This window comes from Paenibacillus faecis (assembly GCF_008084145.1).
In the GTDB taxonomy this organism is placed as follows: domain Bacteria; phylum Bacillota; class Bacilli; order Paenibacillales; family Paenibacillaceae; genus Fontibacillus; species Fontibacillus faecis.
In genome coordinates this window covers 440,614-458,913 of sequence record NZ_VSDO01000005.1, presented here as the reverse complement: position 1 = coordinate 458,913, position 18,300 = coordinate 440,614, and the positions used below count along the sequence as shown (strand labels likewise).

Here is an 18,300-nt window from a genome sequence, read left to right as displayed (position 1 = left end):
TTGAATAAGGATGAATCTATATTTAATGTTCCTTATTTCCGGGTAAAATAAATCACCAGCCGGTCGCCCAGCATTTGCAGCACCTGCACCAGGACGACCATGAAAATTACGGAGACGATCATGACTTCCTTCTCGTAGCGGTAATAACCGTATCGGATCGCCAGGTCACCGAGCCCCCCGCCGCCGACCATCCCGGACATCGCCGTGTAGGATACGAGCGTCACCGCGGTAATCGTCATTCCGGCGATCAGGCCGGGCAGCGATTCCGGCAGCAGCACCTTGCGGATCACCTGGAAGCTCGTCGCGCCCATGGCATGCGAGGCTTCGATCACCCCGCGGTCCACCTCGCGGAGCGCCGTCTCCACCAGCCGGGCGAAGAACGGAGCGGCTCCGATCACGAGCGGCGGAATCGTGCCCTCCACGCCGGAGGAAACGCCCATGATCGTACGCGTCAGCGGAATCAATGCGACGATCAGGATGATGAACGGCACCGAGCGGATAATGTTCACGATGAGCGACAGAATCCGGTACACCCAGCCGAGAACCGGCGAAGCCGATCGCGAAAAACTGTACAACAGCACCCCGAGCGGCAGCCCGATCAGGAACGTGAACAGGGTGGCGTAACCCATCATTTGCAGCGTGTCCGTGGACGCCGTGCCCATTTCGGACCAGTCGATTTTGGAAAAGTCCAAGCCCCACATTACCCGATCACCTCCACATCAAGATCCCGTTCTTTAAGCAGGGACAGCGTACGTTCCACCTGCTCGTCGTCCCCCTCGAAGGAAACGGTGAGCTTGCCGTACGGCACATCTTTGATCGTCGAGATCGTTCCCTGCAAAATCGCGAAGTTGACCCCGGTTTCCCGGACCACCTGCGACAGCACCGATTCGTACGTCTTCGCGCCGAGGAAGGTGATCTTCACCAGCTTCGACCAGGCCGGATGAGGAACGGAGCCGGCCAGCTTCAATCCCTCTTCGCCCTCGCCGCCGGTTGCGTCCCGGTTGATAAACTCCCGGGTTACAAAATGCCGCGGCTTGAGGAACACTTCGGTCACCGGCCCTTCCTCGACGATACCGCCCTGATGGATGACCGCCACCCGGTCGCAGATGCTTTGAATGACATGCATCTCATGCGTAATGAGCAGGATGGTGAGCCCGAATTTCCGATTGATGTCCAGCAGCAGGCGCAGGATCGAGTCCGTCGTCTGCGGGTCCAACGCGGAGGTCGCCTCGTCGCAGAGCAGAACATCCGGATCGCTGGCCAGAGCCCGGGCGATACCGACACGCTGCTTCTGTCCGCCGGACAGCTGGGCGGGGTATTTCCCCCGGTGCGCCTCCAACCCGACCAAAGCAAGCAGCTCATCCACTTTTTTCTGGATCTCCGCCTTCGGCGTCCCGATCAGCGTGAGCGGAAAAGCGACATTGTCGTAAACCGTGGCGGAAGACAGCAGGTTGAAATGCTGAAAGATCATTCCGATTTTACGGCGCTTCTGCTGCAATTCCCGCTTGCCCAGCTTGGTCAGGTCGACACCGCCGACCCAGACCTCGCCTTCCGTCGGCCGTTCGAGCAAATTGATGCAGCGGATGAGCGTACTCTTACCCGCCCCGGAGTGCCCGATGACCCCGAAGATTTCCCCCTTGTTTACCTTCAGGTTCAAGCCGGACAAGGCGGTGGTCGTCTTTCTCTTGGTGCCGTATATTTTAGTCAACTGTTTGAGTTCGATCAAACCGATTAGCCTCCCGCTCTCGAAGTTTCATAATAAAAAGATAAAAAATAAAAGAGCCCGACAGATTCCGAGGGCTCTCTTTACGTAAAGACAATGCCTTCTCATCTGCCAAAACCGTCTCATGCATATCATGCACGGTTTTGAAGGATTTAGCACCATGACACTCGCCCGCGGCTGCGCTAAGGATGCGTCTTACTGCCGGGTACGAATCGGTTGCTGGGCTTCATCGGGCCTTTCCCTCCGCCTCTCTCGATAAGAAAAATATGAAATTAAGGATGAACATTTGCTGTAAGATCCTGAAACTATTTTTGAGTATAGAAGCTTTCCGTACTTTTGTCAAAGGAAAAATAGAAAAAAGATTTTCCAGCCTTCCCGCTACTTGGCCGAGACTTTTTTCCAGCGCTCATTGGTGTAGTTGAACACCGTTTCCAGCGTCTCGCACACCATAAGGTACCCGTTCTCCAAATCGCGGAGATGCCGGTCCAGGTCTTCCAGCTCGATTTTGCCGTGAAGGGCCTGGTGCCGCTGCCATAGATCATCCTGCATTTCCGAGTTCATATAGTGAATCTCCGTGTTTCTGCGCTTTCTCAGCACGGCCATGGCTTCCTTATGCCTTTCTTTAATGGCGACCAGCCGGTTGCCGAGGTCGGGATGCACCTTTAAATATCGGAACTGCCGAAGCACCGTGAAATAGGAAAAATGCGCCTTCACCTTGGACGTTTTCAGGTCATACAGCTCGTTCAGCACCGTTCCCAGCTTGTCCAAAGTGGAAAACACGCGAATAAATCCGTCTTTATAAAAGAAAACATATCGCGCGTAGTCGCTCCGTTCGGCGGGATCCATGTCCTCCACAAAGTTATGCCGTACTTTGCGGCGGAAAAAACCGGCCGCGTGCAAGCACTGCTCCAGCTCATCCAGAGAAGAGATCAGCCCCAGCGTCCAGATTTCCAGCTTCCGAAAGTCATGCGTCGGATCTTTGGAAAGCTCCGTCTGTTTTTGCAGCAGCTTCGTCGTCTGCAGCATGGCGTTCATCGTATTGGCGAGCAATCCCTCATTTTCCCTTGGTGGTTCGCCCAGCAAGCTTCGCAGCATTCATAATCCCCCGCTTCTATCGTTGTTCCCGAGCATGTCCAGAGAAAACATGAGGTTCTCTTGACCTGTAGATTATATCTTTTCCCTCCCCCGCAACCGTTCATCCCAAGCGGAAGATGAATTACGGGGCATTCCGGTGGACTTTTGGGGCCGAGCCCAAATCGTTGTTCGGATCCCTGGCTTCCCTGGTCTTTCGGCTGCCGGCCAGTTGCCACGTTCGGACGCTCATATAGCTGAGCACCCCGAAAAGCGCGGCCAAAACGAGGATATGGGCCAGCGAAGTGAACAAATAGACCTCGTAATTGGTCAACGTAAACACGATGCTTGCCCCGGTCAGCACCTGCACCACGACCAGCACGGCCGCCGCAATGCCGAGCGAACGCATTTCCCTGTTGCCGGGATGCTTCCAGAAGGCGATATGGCCCAACGCGGCGACCATCACCAGCAGCACGGCCGCGGCCACCCGGTGAATGAAGGCGATTCCAACACCGCCCGAGAGCTCGGGAATCAACGCGCCGTTACAGAGGGGCCAACCCGAGCAGCCCCCGGCCGAATCGGTATGGCTGACATAGGCGCCGATATACACCACGATATACGTGTAGGCGGTGGTGAACCACGTAAAATTGCGGAACCGCCGCGACACGGTATAGTTTGGCGCCGATTTTCCCTGCTTCTCCCGCGTTTCGTCCTCGCGGATCCCCAGCACGAGCATCACGGAGCTGGCGAACGCGATCAGCGAAAAGCCGAAATGCAGGGCCATCACGGGCGAAGAGGTCGGATAAATTACCGCCATCGCTCCCATAAACGCCTGCACCATAACAAAGACGAGCGCGAGGAAGGCGTAAAACTGCAAATCCCGCCGCTGTTTACGGTAAAGCCAGAAAGCCACGAATGCGGCTACGGACAAGAGACCCGCCGCCCCGCTCACCGCGCGGTGCGAGTATTCGATCAGCGAAGCGATCGTATGGGCCGGGACAAACTTACCGTGACATAAAGGCCATTCGTTGCCGCAGCCCAGCCCCGATTCCGTCTTGGTCACGACGCTTCCGCCCAAGGTGGCCAGAAACATCACCAGGCAGGAGATGTAGCTGAGCCATTTCAATTGTTTCGTATTCAAGGCTTCTCACCCGCTAGATCGTATTGGAGTTAAACACAAGCGAACACACTCTAGACTTCCGTGTACAAATCATACCCATTATACCCGAAAGGGCGGGTGGAATCATAGAGGTCTGTTACAGATTGTTCACCAAACAAGCAAACCCCCGGTTATTTTCCCGGGGGTTTGTGATATTCCGCATTTCATTTAAGTCGCTTATTCTTCTTTTCGTTCCGCCGTATCGTTCAGGGTACGGTAGACATCGATCGCCTTGTTCAGGAAATCTTCGATTTCTTCCCGCGATTTGCGCAGCTTGTTGACGAAGCGGACCAATTCCCGACCGTCCGCGTAGGCCACGAAGCTGGGAATGCCCAGAATGTTCTGTTCCTGACTGACATCTCCCACCTTGTCCACATCGACTTCGATCAAAGTCAAACGGTCCTTGTACTTCTCCTCCACGTCCGGCATAAACGGATCGATAAACTTGCAATCCCCGCACCAGTCGGCTTTAAATACCGCCACGACCAGATTTCTCGATTGAATGCTCACCTGAAATTCGGCAGCACTTTGCACCTGTTTCATGCTTCTTCCCTCCTGGTTCAATTCAAAATGGATTTTTCGCGTTCTATGTAAAGTCAACCAAAAGCGCGAGTGGAAGTCAAATTTCATGGCCATACTGGAAACAGAGCTATTTTAAGGTACGTGAACAAGAAAGCGAGGAGTCCCATGAAGCAACTGCCTGGAGACCCGGACAGACCGTTCAAGGCCCCGGGGATCATGGAGTTTATCCGCCGGCTGCCGTCGGCGATCGGCGAGGCGGTCAAAGGCAAAGCGGCCGGGATTGCCGACTCCAGCCGGATGCGGGAAGAGCGGATTCCGCTCGGCTGGAACGAAATCGCGGCCCGGACCGTCGCCGGGGAGATCGAGGAGCTGCTGCGCCGCGGACCGGCCGACCGGGCCGGGCAGGAGAGCGAATGGAGCGAAGCGGACCGGGCGCTCGCGGAGGAGATCGCTCAGGAGACCGGACGGGCCGGCATCAGCAATATCACCCGCACCGAAGCTTACCTTGCCTGCTATCAGGCCTATCCGGAGCTGCATTGGGCGTTTCTCGCCCATATGGTATCCCGGAATGCCGGCTGGAATATGACGGATTTACGAGGGCGTGCGGCCGATCTGTTGGACGAGCAGCGGAAGCGGTCCTATTACCGTTTCTTGGAGCGGAGCAATGCGTTGATTTTTCAGGATGCTTATCCGCAGCTCCTGCTCTATATGAAAAGCCGGGAGCTGGGGGCCAGCCATTTTCACCTGCTTCCTTATTTTCATGTATCCCGGTTTATGCGGCCGTTCTGGGAACGGTTCTGGATCGACCGGGGGAGCGCGCTCTTGACGGTCGGTCTGATTGTCAACGAGCAGAATTACATTGAGAAACGGGTCATCCGCCATCCGTTCTACCGCAAGCATGTCACCGGGCAGCCGGCCTTCCATGTGAACAGTCTGGCCGGGTTGAACCAGGTCGTCTTCCCGCTCTTGGAAGAAGACGACGGGGAGGGCCGCCGGGAGATGGGAGCGGAAGCGGTGCGCCGGCTGGCCGGGCGCGTCGTGTCCGACTTCGGCGGCCTCGCGGACCGCATCGCGTTAGGCAAAAGCCTGTACGCGATGCTGATGGGCCTGCGCGCCGTGCGCCGCGGCGCGGAGCGCTTCGCCGCGCGCGTGCCGCACAGCGGCTCGCGCGCGGACTATTGGCCGGAATGCTTCACGGCCAATAGAGAAGAAGCGCTGACCTCCGCGGCGCAGGGGTCAGCGCTTCTGGCCGGCGGGGCGCTGCCGCCCGGCCGGCGTCTTTACAGCCCCAAGCTGCTCGACGCTTGGGGCGACACGCCCTATGAGCCAATTTCCCGTGAGGATTGGCTCAAGGACACGAGCGCGCTGAACGCCATCAGCGCGCCGCAGCCGCCGTTTCTGTGCGACATCAGTCGCGAACATCGCGGCGGCATTCTCAAGGTCGCCCTCGCGCATGACGCGGCGGGCGACCCGAACGAAAGGCCGCACTAGCCAAACGGCTGTGCGGCCCCCCGCCCCCGCCCGTCCGCGGATGCTTAGTCCGCGGACCCGGCGCGCCCTTGGCGCTGCAGCCGCATCAGCGGCGACAGCAGCTTGCGCAGCGGGCCGGGATAGCTGGACAGCTCGTCCCGGCGGACCACCCGCAGCAGCACCAGCATGACCGGATACAGCGCCACCACGGCGAGACCGACGATCGCGCAGGTCAGGAAGAAGGCCACCCGGTCGGGCAGGATCGAAACCATTTGTATGCCGGCCTGGTTCAGCCCGTAGCCGACGGCCGCCAGCACGACCAGGGTCGGCAGGAAGCCCGTCCAACGGCTGCCCATAATGGAGAACGGCACGATCTTCTTCATCGCCCGGACATTCAAGAGCGTAATCAGGAAGAAGCCGAGTCCCGTGGCAAGGATGATGCCGTAAATACCCCAGAATGGAGCCAGCGCATAGCTGGCGGCGAGTTTTACGGCAATCCCGATCATGACATGAACCATCGACAGGTTCGCTTTGCTAATGCCGAGCAGAATCGAGTTACTGGTCATCATCGTAATCTGGAAGATGGTCATCAATGTCAGCAGCGCCACGATGCTGCTGCCGTCCCGCGTACTGAACAACAGGCCGTTGACGGAATAAGCGGCGGTGCTGAGGGCCAGGATAATCGGCATCCCCGTCAGGATAGACACGCGCATCGCCAGCGTCACCTGTCTTTTCAAGTGCTCGCTGTCTCCGCGGGCATACGCCGCCGAGATGATCGGCACAAGGGACTGGCTCAGCGCGATGGCCAGGATCGGCGGAATGCCCGCGATCATTTGCGCCCGCGCGCTGAGGATGGCGAGAACATTCGTCGCTTCTTCCGCACCCAGTTGACCGTTCAGCAAAGGCTTAAGAATCGAGGTGTCGATAAAGTTCACGGCCGGCACGGCCAGCGCCGTCAGTACGATCGGAATCGACAGCTTGAAAATCTCTTTGTAGATCCGGGACAGCGGCAGCCGATTCTCCCGCGCTTCCTTGGAAACGAGGCGTTCCGCGCGGTCGCTCTTCCGCACCTTCGCGTTGAAATAGATCATGACGATCAGGGCGGCAACTCCGCCGAGAACCGCGCCAAACGTCGCGCCGGCGGCGATTTTCTCCCCGGAAAAGCCCCAATGGTAGAACAAGAACGCCAGAAGAATCCCTGTGATGACGCGGACGATCTGCTCGATAACCTGGGATACCCCGCCCGCGATCATAATGTTGCGGCCCTGCAAATAACCCCGGATAATCGCGATCAGCGGGAAAAGCAGGAGCGCCGGCGCCAGCGCCCGAATCGCCACGGCCGATTCCGGCAATTTCGTCAAGGCGGCATAATAAGGCGCCATCACATAAAGCAGAGTAAACATCACTACACCTGCAAATGCGGCGAAAATCAGGGCCGCCTGGTAGACCCGGCCGGCTTCTTCGGGGCGGTCCAGCGCATGGCGTTCGGACACCATTTTGCTGAGGGTGCTGGGAATGCCCGCCGTCGCCAGGGTAAGCAGCATAAAGTAAGCCGTGTTAGCCTGTCCATAAACGGCATTCCCGACATCCCCCAAAATATGCTCCAGCGGAACGCGCTGAAACAGCCCGAGCAGCCTCGCGATCAGGGCGGCCCCGGCCAGAATCAGCGTGCCTTTAATAAAAGACTCTTTCTTCGACAACCAAAACGCCTTCTTTCTAGAACGAAATGACCCAGATAAAGAAAATGATGATCATGGCCAATTGGAGCACGATTTTGACGACGATGCTGCTGAACAGGCCGACGACGGAGCCCACCCCGACTTTAAAAGCCTGCTTGGGCGACTCCCCTCTGATCAGCTCCCCGATCATGGCGCCCAGCAAAGGCCCCAGAATCAGCCCGAACGCGGGAATCAGAAACGGGCCGACGATAATGCCGATCGTGCTAAGCCAGACGGAGAGCTTGCTGCCGCCGAACTTTTTGACGCCCCAGGCCCCGACCGCATAGTCCGCGATCAGCAGCGCCACGACGATCAGGGTCTGGATGGTCCAGAACAGCCAGCCGAACGGCTCGAACGAGAAGAACCACCCGTAGACGAAAAAGGCAAAGTATACGGCGAGGACCCCCGGCAATACGGGATACACCGCCCCGGCCATGCCGATGACAAACAGGGCGATGACCAAAATCCAACCGAGCACAGCCATCCTTTACGCTCACTCCTCCGTCAAAATATAATCGCGGATAATCCAGGCGATGCCATCGTCATTATTCGAAGCGGTGACGACGTCCGCGTTCTCCTTGACCGCAAGCTGCGCGTTGCCCATCGCTACGCCGAGCCCGGCCGCCTGAATGGCCGCCAGGTCGTTCAGGCTGTCGCCGATCGCCACGGTCTCCGACATATCCAGTCCCAGCAGATCGCATACGATCCGAATGCCGGTGGCTTTATTCACTCCGGCCGGATTGATCTCCAAATTGTACGGGGAGGAGTTGGTAATTTCCAATCCGCCCAGGTCCTGCAACCGCACGATAATGTCGTGGCGAATCGCGTCGTCTTCCGTATGGTACCCGAATTTCATCCACTGGTTGAGATCCAGCAGCGCCGGGTCCCAATTTTTCTCGTTATAGCTGCCTTCCACGGCATAAGCCCAGAACCACACGCCATACTCCACCGCGATCGCGTGCATGTTGGCGATCAGCGCTTTATCTAGCAGCTCCCGACGATATAATTCGGTCGGCGATTTCCAGACTTCGCTCCCGTTCACCGTGATCATCGGCGTATTGAGACCCAACTGCTTGCCGAACGGCGCGGCTTCGTCGTAACCTCTCCCCGTGGAGAAACAAACATGAACCCCGGCTTCCGCCGCACGATGAATCCATTTTTCCGTCTCCGGCGAAATTTGGTGGTTATCGTTCAACAGCGTTCCGTCCATATCCAGCGCCAGCAATTTATACTTCAACTTCAACAGTACTCCTCCATTCCGCTTTTACGACTCTGTTCTTTTTATTTATCGGTTCTCATAGCATAACGCCATTTTATCACAAACGGCAGGACCCAACAAAGACGGTAGCGCGGCGGAAGGGTGGTATTGGCACATTCGCGGCGTTGGTGGCGTTGGTGGCGTTGGTGGCATCCGTGGCATTGGCCGCATCCGTGGCATCCGTGGCATTCGCTACATTCGCGGCATTGGCGCATCCGTGGCATTAAGACATTTGGTGCATACTGACGAATCAGGCAATAAGCAGCTGTAGGGGCGTGATTTTGTCGAAAAAGACGACTTTCCGCGAATTAACGGACGTATGGGACTTTATTTTACGAAGCTGACGTTAGAATAGCGGCCCGAACTACACTAGGGGTTGCATTAAACCTGACACCATCCCGCCGATCCGCGATCTCGCTTGCCCCCCGTTATAATAACGGCCTTTTGGGCCGTTATTTCGCCCCGATTTGCGTTTTCGGGGAAAATAGCGGCCAAAAAGGGCCTTATTTCACTGATACGGGTCCCAAAATCAGGTTTCGGACCGATTTTTCCTAAAATAAGGCCTCAAATGACCGCTATTTCTCACCGAAGGGACAAATTCGACAAAATAGCGCCGCAAATGGCCCTTATCCACCCGCCCGGCTTCAAAGGGAGGCGATTACGGCGGGAGGGAAATGAAATGGGTATAATAAAGACAACAACCATGTAGAAAAGGAAGTTTGTTAACGATGACGCATGACGTATTTGATCAAATTTTCGCCATCATGGAGGCTTCTTTTCCGGAAAGCGAACGAAGAACCTATGCCGGGCAAAAGAACTTGCTGGCCGATCCGCATTACCGCCTCATCACGGAAAGGACTGAACAAAACCGAATCATCGCCTTCATGGCCGTCTGGGAGTTCTCGTCGTTTCGCTTTGTGGAGCATATCGCCGTGGATTCGGCCATCCGGGGAGGCGGCCTGGGTCGAAAATTAATGGAGGCCTATATCGGAGAGTCTCCCAAACCGATCCTGCTGGAAGTGGAGCCGCCCGACACGGAGCTGGCGCAGCGGAGAATCGGCTTTTACGAGCGGTTGGGCTTTTGCCTCAATCCGTTTGAATACGTACAGCCCCCGCTTCAGGAGGGGCAACCCGATTTGCCGCTTCAAATCATGAGCTACCCGGAACCGCTCACAGAGGCGGCGTTTAGTTTGTATAAAGAAGTCCTATATGAAAAGGTTTATAAACTGGCGAAGCGGGCGTAAAGCCCACGGCTATCAAGGTGACGAGCGCGCGTACTTTCAACATTCCCGCACTATCCAACACTTCCAACTCCAAAAAGATGCAAATCTACAGGTATTTTTGACCGATTTAGGAGCGTATGCGAAAAAAGATGCAAATCTGCAGGTATTTCTAGCGATTTCCGAGATATGAGCCTATTTCGTCGAAAATTCCTGCAGATTTGCAGGAATTTTGAAATTTCCGTTCCGGGCAGGAAAAAAACCTGCAGATTTGCAGGAATTCTAAGTAGGGGGGGATTTCCTTACTTCCTAAAGCCCGCAAGTTCCTCTTCCCAGAATCCCCCCTCTATTAAACACGCTTGATCCACTTGACGAAGACGATCGCAAACCCAATCCAGGCTTTCTTTAGGGGCATTTTTGTCAAGGTAGGCGCCCCTTCCGTTGATGGTATTTACTTTATTGATAAATTCCACGTACACCAATAACGATTCCGCGAGCTGCGGAATGGAGCTGTTCATAAATACCCTCGCATTCTCATTATCCCCATCTATAAAAACAACCTCGCCATTGGATTCATCGATACACACCGGGGAGCCGCTCCCCGTAAATCCCAGATAGATGTACCGCTCGTAAGCCTCGTCCAATTGGTCATTATATTGTGTTAACCGGACTCCCCCTCCCTCGGCCGATGACTCGAACGTGAGAAACGGCGGAGCCGATTCGGGCAAACCGGCTTGAAGCAGAAAATTCCGGGTCTCCTCAGGTAAAATGAACGGCTGCAAACTAGATTCGTCATATTGAACCAACCCGTAAATCTCACTGTTCCACTTGTCCAAAAACGCTTGCGGTGAAATCATCCGTCTCTCTCCATTCCTAAATTAAATTCATTGCCCCGTCCAATCACAGTCTAAAAGCCATGATCAAATTCGATCTCATAAAGATCTACCCAATTTACATGAGGAGGCGCTTCCTTTTCCCGGGCAAAATAAAGCAATATCTCGTAAGCCTCGGCTCTCCCGACATAACAACAGCTGGGGATTCGCATCGGCTCCCCGCCCACCCGGTGCTCCACAACCTCAAAGTCGCCGCATTCACGATAAGGGACCAGGTAATCGGGATGACGCAGGATCAGAAAGCCAAACGGTTCATCGTAAAAAAAGATCATACGTTCATCCATTCCATCGATTTCAAGACACGAATCCCCGCTTCCCCGCAACCAGTAGTCGGGTGATGAGCGCAGGATGATCTCTTTTAAGAATTCATCATCGGGGTTTACCGTCCGTTCATCGATAGGCCCATGATAGATTACCAAGCTCATTCCGTCACCTCCCAACAGGTGTGATAGGATCCGCGACAAAGTTCGTATTTTTTGCGCCTAAGAAGTAGTATACTAAATTTCCCAATAAGGAGCGTACGAATGATGAAAAAGTTGCGGGCGGTTTTATGCTTGCTGGCAAAGCGGACTGGGACCCGAAGACGAAAACCGTAAGCGTAACGAATACCTCCTCCAAGGACTTCGACAGGGTCAAATTAACTCCGATTGAAGGAGAGAAGCGTATAGACTAGAGGGACATCCTTTTATTTCAACCCGCCATGTCGATGGAACGAGGCAGGTTTTAATTTGCGCCAAATTTGATAAAGGCTAAGGAGGGTTATGGAAAGCTTGCTTGACATTAACAGAAGGGGATGTTATTTTTTATGTAAAGTTAACTTTCCATTGAAAATGTTCTAGAGGTGATCGCCCTGAAAAACAAACTGGAAGAAATACGTAAACAGCGTGGAATTAAGCAGGAAGAACTCGCTGAAGCGCTCAGGGTATCGCGGCAGACGATCGGCTCGCTGGAAAACGGGAGGTACAATCCGTCGATCATGCTGGCCTTCAAAATCGCCCGTTACTTTGGAATGAGCATAGAGGAGATCTTCATTTACGAGGAGGAGTCATCATGAAAAGAAACACACCGATATATATAGCCGCCCTGATCGCAGGCATTTGCTGCATTGCGGCCAGCTTCTTTTTCAAAAGTGAGGAAGTGAAAACCGTCTCCGGGGTACTGCTCGGGGTTGGGGCCGGGTTGTTCGGGATGGGCGTAGCTCAGCTCTATATGAAACGGTTTGAATTTAAACACCCCGAACATGCGAAGCAGACGGAAATCGAACTCAAAGACGAGCGGAACACGATGATACGCTATCGGGCCAAAGCAAAAGCCGGCGACATCACCCAATGGCTCATTATGGGCATTGCTTACTTGTCGATCATCATTTCGGCCCCTTTATGGGTCACGTTGGCGATTGTCGCCGTTTTTCTGGCCCATACCGTCATCGGGCTTTATTATATGAACAAGTATCAGAACGAAATGTGAGCCGTAAGGCACGACACCTGACTTATGCCGAGTAAAGAGCGGGAACGGAACCACCGGAAACTGAAGAAGCCCCGCACCGGCACTATGGTACGGGACTTCCTCCACAAGCGGATTTATGCGAGTCCGATCGCTTAGCGATCCTTCCAGCGCTGCACGGTAGCCGTAACCGATTCTCCACCGCCGGCGGTGGTCTTCGTGCGGTTGCCGATGTCGCTGCCGTTACTGTTCGCTTCGACGGAAGCCCAGCTTCCGCGTGTGAACTTGTACGAAATCGTCGTGCCCGCCGCCAAATCAAGCTTGATCGTATAGGTTCCATCCGCTTGGCGAGTGAGCTGGTAGGCCGGGTCCGCCGGATTCCACCCGTTGAAATCCCCTGCGATATATACCGTATCGCTTTCCGTGGTGTCGGATGGGACATTGACGGTAAAGGTCAGGCCGTCCGTCTGCGGCTCGCCTTCGGCAATATTGCCGTTCACCAACGTCCAAGTGCCCGTGGAGAAACGATAATTGTTGCCGCTATTGTTGTCCCAGGTTCCGCTGCCGTTATTGAAGGCGGCCGTTATTCCGGTTGACGTTCCCACGGGCAGACTGACCGTATAGTAGCCGGGCTGGGCCGCCGGTGTCATCGCCACGCCCGGTAATGTCGTCCAATCGTTCTGTCCGTCTATTTTGAAGTGAATATAGGGGGTTGCGAACGAGGTTTTGTAATAGATCGTTACGGTACTCCCCTGCGGTGTCGTTACGGTGGCCGGATCGCTCGGCCCGGATACATTCCCCGCTGCATCCTTGGCCTTTACGGTATAGGCGTAAGTCGTATTCGGCTGCAAGTTCGTGTCCTGATAGGATGTTGTCGTTACTGTTGTCAATAAAACATCATCTCTATAAACCTCATACCCGGTTACCCCTACGTTATCCGTCGAGGCGGTCCAACTGATCTGAGCCCCCGTGGAGCCCACCAATGCGGCCGTTACATTTCCCGGAACAGTCGGGGCTTCCGTATCCGGAATTCCGCCAGGCGTCGTGATTGTCGCCGCATTGCTGAATGAAGAGGCATTTCCGGCCGCATCCTTTGCTTTGACCGTGTAGGTATACGTCGTATTGGGCTGCAATCCCGTATCGCTGTATGAGGTTCCCGTTACCGTCGCAATCTTGGCCCCATTCCGATAAACCTCATAGCCCGTAACCCCCACATTATCCGTCGAGGCGGTCCAAGTGACATCCGCTCCCGTAGTTCCGTTCAACACGGCCTTCACATTCCCCGGAACGGTCGGGGCTTCCGTATCCCCAGCCGTCTTCTTCACCGCGTAAATTTTATTGGAATTGCCGTTGACGGTGATGGTGATTTGCTTGCCGCTGACTCCTCCCGCCTGGACCGTGATCGTCTCCGAAGGATTCATCAGATTCGTTAATGTCGTTCCGACGGTCAGTGCGCTTTCCGCACGAAGCGGAATGGTCTGGGTCATCGAATTCCCCGAGTTGTTGAAGGCGGCGATGACTTCATCACCCGCATGGGCACCGGAATCGATCTTCCGCGAGAAGGCATAGAGGTTGGCAGCCGACCACATCTCCCTCTGTTTGCCGGTGCGGAGCGCCGGATAATCCTGACGAAGCTTATTCAGCTTGGCTACAAGCTGGTACGTGTCCGTATTCGGATTAAAATAATCGGTGATCACGTTTCCGTTGCCGTCGCGCTTCACCATAGACCAGCGGTTCCACGTATCGGCGATGCCGCCCGTGATGATGGCACCGTTGCCGTTGCCTTTGTTCTGCTCCGTGCCTTGGAATACGACCGGCACGCCGCGAACGGTGAATATAAAAGTCAACGCATTCTGCAGCTTCTGCACGTTTCCGCCGACTTCCGTCAAGAAACGGTTGCGGTCATGGTTATCGATGAAGGTAACCATATGATTCTCGTTTCCTTTGTACAGGTGATCCTGGGCCAACGTGGGCTTGAGGGTGGTGTCGAAGGACTGGCCGTAAGCAAAGCTGTTCAGGATCTGGAAGAACAGCGGGAAATCCAGCATCCCCCATTCGCCGTTGCTGCCTACCCACCGGGATACAAACTCCGCGTTACCGTCGAAATTTTCGCCAAAAGAGTTCACCCCGACATATTGCTCCAATTCGCGAATGACCGAAGGCTTGATCAGCTTCGCGGCATCCACGCGCATCCCGTCCGCTCCCGTATAGTCAAACCAGTCTTTTATCGACTTGAAAATGGCGTTCTTGGCGGCCGCATTATCGTGGTCGATATCGTCCAGGCCCGCCAGGTCATGATTTTCGATATAATCCTGAGCCCATTGCGTGTAGTTGCCGTCCACCAAGGACCAGTCGATATCGCCGTTGTGGTGATACCAGGAAGGGTTGTTGAAAGGCGCGGCCGGCTCCAGGCCGGGAATATCATAGTAATTGTTGGTTCCGTACATGTAGTCGCCGATATGATTGGGAACGACGTCGATAACGACTTTAATCCCGAGATCGTGGGCGCTGTCGACCAACTCCTTCAGCTTCTCCTTTGTGCCGAAATAAGGATTGGCCTTATTGGGGTCCTTCACGTTAAAACCATGATAGGCCGTATTCCGTCCCGTCCCGTTGTTGTCGCGGCTCGTCACCTGCGGCTCGGCCACGGGGGAAATCCAAATGGCGGTATAACCCATCCCCTTGATATAAGGCAGCTTGTCGATCACGCCCTGCCAGTCGCCGCCCTTCATGTAGCGGAAATCTTCTTCCGAGTTCTCCGCATAGCGAATCATCGCCCCGGTCGCATTATTGGACTTGTCGCCATCGTGAAAACGGTCGACCATAATTTGATAGATGGTGTCGTTCTCGTCAAAACCGAGTCTAGCGGCTTCGGCTTTCCCGGCAGGTCCCGCAATTCCCCAGAACAATGACGCCGTTAGGGCAAATGCCGCAATCAGGCTGATCCCTTTTCTCATCATCTTGAACTTCAACTACTATCCCTCCCAATTCGATCAGAATCGCTATCTTAGAATGAGGAAGCCCAATAAATCATTTTTCACACTAAAATGTTAACGCTTACAGTTTGATTCTATTCAACTCTTCCCTCCCCCCATAGGAATGAATATTGTCCTTTAAAATCAACGTTTCTCCTTGCAACCAAACTGGAGTCTCATGTATGATTGGCCTTTTTGTGTTTCCAATTGGAGGAACCGGTTTCCTAAAATAAAAATAGCATCTGTTCGTTTGGGGGTCAATCTAAATTTTCATATTTTTTCAATATTTTGAAAAATGATTTCTCCGGCAGGTGCGGTTTTCCGTTTCGGTCCTATTCCCGAGATAAAAATAAGCCCTTCGAACCACCCAGGCTCGTCGAGCTTCTTTTTTATCATAACGCGCTTCCGGGTTTTACGCTGGATTCTCTCACGATCAAGTGAGGCTCAATCCAAGTCTGGCGACTCTTCGCCGCCTCTTCCGGCGCCGTATCCTCATCTTGAATAAGTCCCATCAGCAGTTCGGCCGCTTTCGCGCCGAGTCCGAAAGTATCCGTGTGAAGGCTGGATAAAGGCGGGGAGGTGTAGGGCGCCAGTGGCTCGTTGTCAAAAGTGACCATGCCCACCTCATCGGGAACGGAAATTCCCCGATCCCTCAGGCATCGAAGAGCGCCATAAGCGACATAATTGTTCATACATAGGATCGCATCGGGAACAATGGGGAGCCTGAGCATCTTCTCCACCGCGGCGTAACCGCTCGCTTCGGTACTCCCTTCGGGAAAGCTCCATAAAGGATTGACGCCGCAGCCCCGCCGACGCAGCGCCTCGGAATAGCCGGCGAACCGCTGCGAGAATAAGTGCTCCTTCTTCCGGCCGCCGATGAAGGCGATGCGCCGGTAGCCCTGCGCAAGCAAATGCTCCGTTATTTTTACCGCGCCCAATCGGTTATCGATGTCTACACAAGGAAATTTGCGTTCCTCTCCCCAAGCCCCAAGCACCACAAAGGGGGAGTTTGCCTCGAGCAAATCGGATGCGGCGGTTTTCTCCAGGATTGAAGTATCGATAATCAGTCCGTCCGCCTTCTGGCTTAACGCGTACCGATGGAGAAAGTCCCGGCTGTCCTCTTGAGGCACGTTGCAGATCGTCAAATCGTATCCCTTGGAGCCGACTACGCTCTCGATCCCGCCGATAATGTTATAGAAAAATTGATTTAAGAAATCGTTCCGGCGCGAAAGATCGATCATCACCGCCACATTGTTGCATTTCCGTTTGGCCAAGCCGGTTGCCATGCTGCTGGGGATATAATTCATGTCCCTCATAATGGCCCGGATGCGTTCCTTCGTAGCTAGCGGGATGCTGGGCGAATCGTTCAGCACCTTGGAAACGGTCGATTTCGCTACGTTTGCGGCTTTGGCTATGTCGTTTATGGTTACTTTCACAGGTATGCATACCCCTTTGCCTTCATATTGAGGATAGAATCACTCAATCCGACATGATTTTGCGGTTCAGGCCCTTCGCTACTTCTAAATTAAAATAAAGAGGCTGCATATCGCAACCTCTTCTGAAAATTTTAATGAAGCACTTTTGCGCTAGCGAAAGATCAATACGGCAGCCTCGTCGTCCAACCATCCAATTCACGAATAAGCCTGACCCATCCATCTTCAAGATCAACGGGTACGAGATCGAGATACTTTTTACCGAACGCGTAGTCCATGAGAAAATGATCGAAGCTGCCGAAACATTCCTCCGGCCAGTCCACAGGTTCGTCCCCGTAGAACATGTATACCTTTCCATCGGTTTTGTTGATGACCAGAGGCTCGTACAGAATGTGTCCTATAAAGAGCCACGTTTCCGTTCCTCCGGCCAAGGTCTCCACATAAAACTGATTGCGGGAAAGCTCACGAACAGGAAAAAGAATGATCTCCCCAAAAGACGCCCCGTCACACTCCTGCAAAAATTGAGTATATTCCGCCAAGGCTCCGTTCTTGTCCTCCATCTCCGGCTGGGGATTCCCATCATGAATTTGGCCGATGAGGATGCTGTCCGGGTTAGAGGCGAGTTGTGTTTTTAACTTATTTATATTTCTTTTCAGGCTTTCATTCATCGTAGTCAGCCCCCCTCGTTCAATAACATTAACGGGAAAACCTCCCGGTAATTTATCGCGCTTGGCCCGTGGATATGATTTAGCTGGAAAAGCTCCAGCTATTTCGGGGGTCAACCGCCTATATTCGCAATTTCAGGCAAATTAACGGGGGATATTCCAGGTATTTCGTCTCTCCTGCTGCTTTGGCATCCTATTAGCGGGAGAAAATCCCGTTAATGGGCGGATGGGATCCGGACAAGGCAAAACGAAATCCATCCAATCGGGTACTCAGATAGATGTTATTCATAGTACTGAATGTACCGGGCTTCGAGCGGCAGCCATTCGTCGTCCTCGATCTCGACTTCCAGCAATTTAGGCTTATGCTCCAGCTTGGCGATGAACAGGGCGCAGAAATCGCCGCCGGTAGGATAAGAGAACAAGCCGTATCCTTTTGGAGAAATCAGCTTGTTGACTTCTTTGATCTTTTCCGGGACGTACTCGTATTCGAATTTTCCCAGTTCCTCGAGCTCCTCCTCGGATGCCAAATCAAGGTGGTGGGCAAATTCATAGTCCAGAATAAAATTCACAATCTCTTGATCCTCTTCCCCGCGATGGTCGAGATAAAGGAACTGCTTCGTTTGAAACCCGTAATCCACCAGATCGGTGTAGTCGTACAGGATATCCGGGTTGCTTAATAGCTCCTGATTCCCTTCAAAAATGAGCGGGATGATGGCTTGTAATGACATATGTATGTCCTCCTTGGAAAAT

18 protein-coding genes and 1 riboswitch are annotated in these 18,300 nt (G+C 54.1%); of the genes, 4 read left to right on the top strand and 14 right to left on the bottom strand.

Annotated elements, in window-relative coordinates:
• Positions 1–32: 32 nt before the first annotated feature.
• The 5 genes from FRY98_RS23760 to FRY98_RS23740 all read right to left on the bottom strand — a co-directional run bounded on the left by FRY98_RS23760 (position 33) and on the right by FRY98_RS23740 (position 4,496).
• The gene (locus tag FRY98_RS23760; RefSeq protein ID WP_148456800.1) at positions 33–701 is read right to left on the bottom strand and encodes a methionine ABC transporter permease; all 669 of its coding nucleotides are present in this window, start codon (positions 699–701) and stop codon (positions 33–35) included.
• The gene (locus FRY98_RS23755; RefSeq protein WP_148456798.1) at positions 701–1,726 is read right to left on the bottom strand and encodes a methionine ABC transporter ATP-binding protein; all 1,026 of its coding nucleotides are present in this window, start codon (positions 1,724–1,726) and stop codon (positions 701–703) included. The genes FRY98_RS23760 and FRY98_RS23755 overlap by 1 nt, the downstream gene beginning before the upstream one ends.
• A gap of 98 nt (positions 1,727–1,824) precedes the next feature.
• A riboswitch (SAM riboswitch) is annotated at positions 1,825–1,985 on the bottom strand.
• 116 nt (positions 1,986–2,101) lie between these two features.
• Positions 2,102–2,818, bottom strand: coding sequence for a Cthe_2314 family HEPN domain-containing protein (locus FRY98_RS23750; RefSeq protein ID WP_148456796.1), 717 nt, complete (start codon positions 2,816–2,818; stop codon positions 2,102–2,104).
• 121 nt (positions 2,819–2,939) lie between these two features.
• Positions 2,940–3,935 carry a COX15/CtaA family protein gene (locus FRY98_RS23745; RefSeq protein WP_148456794.1) on the bottom strand — a complete coding sequence of 332 codons (996 nt, stop codon included), beginning with the start codon at positions 3,933–3,935 and terminating at the stop codon, positions 2,940–2,942.
• 195 nt (positions 3,936–4,130) lie between these two features.
• Positions 4,131–4,496, bottom strand: a complete 366-nt coding sequence (locus FRY98_RS23740) for a thioredoxin family protein (protein WP_148456792.1) — start codon at positions 4,494–4,496, stop codon at positions 4,131–4,133.
• Between the two features lie 144 nt (positions 4,497–4,640).
• Between FRY98_RS23740 and FRY98_RS23735 the strand changes: the two genes are divergently transcribed.
• The gene (locus FRY98_RS23735; protein WP_148456789.1) at positions 4,641–5,966 is read left to right on the top strand and encodes a DUF2515 family protein; all 1,326 of its coding nucleotides are present in this window, start codon (positions 4,641–4,643) and stop codon (positions 5,964–5,966) included.
• Between the two features lie 44 nt (positions 5,967–6,010).
• Here FRY98_RS23735 and FRY98_RS23730 read toward each other — a convergent pair whose 3' ends face one another.
• From FRY98_RS23730 to FRY98_RS23720, 3 genes are read right to left on the bottom strand one after another with little or no spacing between them, the layout of a single operon-like run.
• On the bottom strand, positions 6,011–7,645 hold the full coding sequence (locus tag FRY98_RS23730; protein WP_148456787.1) for a putative polysaccharide biosynthesis protein: 1,635 nt from the start codon (positions 7,643–7,645) through the stop codon (positions 6,011–6,013).
• 16 nt (positions 7,646–7,661) lie between these two features.
• Positions 7,662–8,147: a DUF456 domain-containing protein gene (locus tag FRY98_RS23725; RefSeq protein ID WP_148456785.1), complete on the bottom strand. Its 486-nt coding sequence runs from the start codon at positions 8,145–8,147 to the stop codon at positions 7,662–7,664.
• 9 nt (positions 8,148–8,156) lie between these two features.
• Positions 8,157–8,900 (bottom strand): Cof-type HAD-IIB family hydrolase, encoded by a 744-nt coding sequence (locus FRY98_RS23720; protein ID WP_170287183.1) that lies wholly within the window; start codon positions 8,898–8,900, stop codon positions 8,157–8,159.
• A gap of 749 nt (positions 8,901–9,649) precedes the next feature.
• On the opposite strand from FRY98_RS23720, the gene FRY98_RS23715 reads away from it, so the two are divergent.
• The gene (locus FRY98_RS23715) at positions 9,650–10,165 is read left to right on the top strand and encodes a GNAT family N-acetyltransferase (protein WP_148456781.1); all 516 of its coding nucleotides are present in this window, start codon (positions 9,650–9,652) and stop codon (positions 10,163–10,165) included.
• A gap of 278 nt (positions 10,166–10,443) precedes the next feature.
• Here FRY98_RS23715 and FRY98_RS23710 read toward each other — a convergent pair whose 3' ends face one another.
• Together FRY98_RS23710 and FRY98_RS23705 are read right to left on the bottom strand one after the other, a co-directional pair.
• A complete protein-coding gene (locus FRY98_RS23710; RefSeq protein ID WP_148456779.1) occupies positions 10,444–10,998 on the bottom strand; it encodes an SUKH-4 family immunity protein in 555 nt (184 codons plus the stop codon).
• Positions 10,999–11,048: 50 nt separating this feature from the next.
• Entirely contained in the window at positions 11,049–11,459 is a 411-nt protein-coding gene (locus tag FRY98_RS23705) for a hypothetical protein (RefSeq protein ID WP_225039796.1), read from the bottom strand.
• Positions 11,460–11,884: 425 nt separating this feature from the next.
• Here FRY98_RS23705 and FRY98_RS23700 point away from each other — a divergent pair, with 425 nt between their 5' ends.
• Together FRY98_RS23700 and FRY98_RS23695 are read left to right on the top strand one after the other, a co-directional pair.
• Positions 11,885–12,088 (top strand): helix-turn-helix transcriptional regulator, encoded by a 204-nt coding sequence (locus tag FRY98_RS23700; RefSeq protein WP_148457388.1) that lies wholly within the window; start codon positions 11,885–11,887, stop codon positions 12,086–12,088.
• Complete coding sequence (locus tag FRY98_RS23695; protein WP_148456777.1) at positions 12,085–12,501, top strand: DUF2178 domain-containing protein; 417 nt, start codon at positions 12,085–12,087, stop codon at positions 12,499–12,501. The genes FRY98_RS23700 and FRY98_RS23695 overlap by 4 nt, the downstream gene beginning before the upstream one ends.
• A gap of 131 nt (positions 12,502–12,632) precedes the next feature.
• On the opposite strand, the gene FRY98_RS23690 is transcribed toward FRY98_RS23695, so the two are convergent.
• From FRY98_RS23690 to FRY98_RS23675, 4 genes are all read right to left on the bottom strand, one after another.
• Positions 12,633–15,449, bottom strand: coding sequence for an alpha-amylase family glycosyl hydrolase (locus FRY98_RS23690; protein WP_225039798.1), 2,817 nt, complete (start codon positions 15,447–15,449; stop codon positions 12,633–12,635).
• Between the two features lie 395 nt (positions 15,450–15,844).
• Entirely contained in the window at positions 15,845–16,888 is a 1,044-nt protein-coding gene (locus FRY98_RS23685) for a LacI family DNA-binding transcriptional regulator (RefSeq protein WP_148456775.1), read from the bottom strand.
• Between the two features lie 161 nt (positions 16,889–17,049).
• Positions 17,050–17,553, bottom strand: a complete 504-nt coding sequence (locus FRY98_RS23680) for a hypothetical protein (RefSeq protein WP_148456773.1) — start codon at positions 17,551–17,553, stop codon at positions 17,050–17,052.
• Positions 17,554–17,831: 278 nt separating this feature from the next.
• Positions 17,832–18,278, bottom strand: coding sequence for a DUF6630 family protein (locus FRY98_RS23675; protein WP_148456771.1), 447 nt, complete (start codon positions 18,276–18,278; stop codon positions 17,832–17,834).
• Positions 18,279–18,300: the final 22 nt, after the last annotated feature.

What these genes read in the sequence shown, in the direction of transcription:
- FRY98_RS23760 (WP_148456800.1), bottom strand. Translation starts at nt 701, where the DNA reads ATGTGGGGCTTGGACTTTTCCAAAATCGACTGGTCCGAAATGGGCACG.
- FRY98_RS23750 (WP_148456796.1), bottom strand. Translation starts at nt 2,818, where the DNA reads ATGCTGCGAAGCTTGCTGGGCGAACCACCAAGGGAAAATGAGGGATTG.
- FRY98_RS23740 (WP_148456792.1), bottom strand. Translation starts at nt 4,496, where the DNA reads ATGAAACAGGTGCAAAGTGCTGCCGAATTTCAGGTGAGCATTCAATCG.
- FRY98_RS23735 (WP_148456789.1), top strand. Translation starts at nt 4,641, where the DNA reads ATGAAGCAACTGCCTGGAGACCCGGACAGACCGTTCAAGGCCCCGGGG.
- FRY98_RS23725 (WP_148456785.1), bottom strand. Translation starts at nt 8,147, where the DNA reads ATGGCTGTGCTCGGTTGGATTTTGGTCATCGCCCTGTTTGTCATCGGC.
- FRY98_RS23715 (WP_148456781.1), top strand. Translation starts at nt 9,650, where the DNA reads ATGACGCATGACGTATTTGATCAAATTTTCGCCATCATGGAGGCTTCT.
- FRY98_RS23710 (WP_148456779.1), bottom strand. Translation starts at nt 10,998, where the DNA reads ATGATTTCACCGCAAGCGTTTTTGGACAAGTGGAACAGTGAGATTTAC.
- FRY98_RS23705 (WP_225039796.1), bottom strand. Translation starts at nt 11,459, where the DNA reads ATGAGCTTGGTAATCTATCATGGGCCTATCGATGAACGGACGGTAAAC.
- FRY98_RS23695 (WP_148456777.1), top strand. Translation starts at nt 12,085, where the DNA reads ATGAAAAGAAACACACCGATATATATAGCCGCCCTGATCGCAGGCATT.
- FRY98_RS23680 (WP_148456773.1), bottom strand. Translation starts at nt 17,553, where the DNA reads ATGAATGAAAGCCTGAAAAGAAATATAAATAAGTTAAAAACACAACTC.
- FRY98_RS23675 (WP_148456771.1), bottom strand. Translation starts at nt 18,278, where the DNA reads ATGTCATTACAAGCCATCATCCCGCTCATTTTTGAAGGGAATCAGGAG.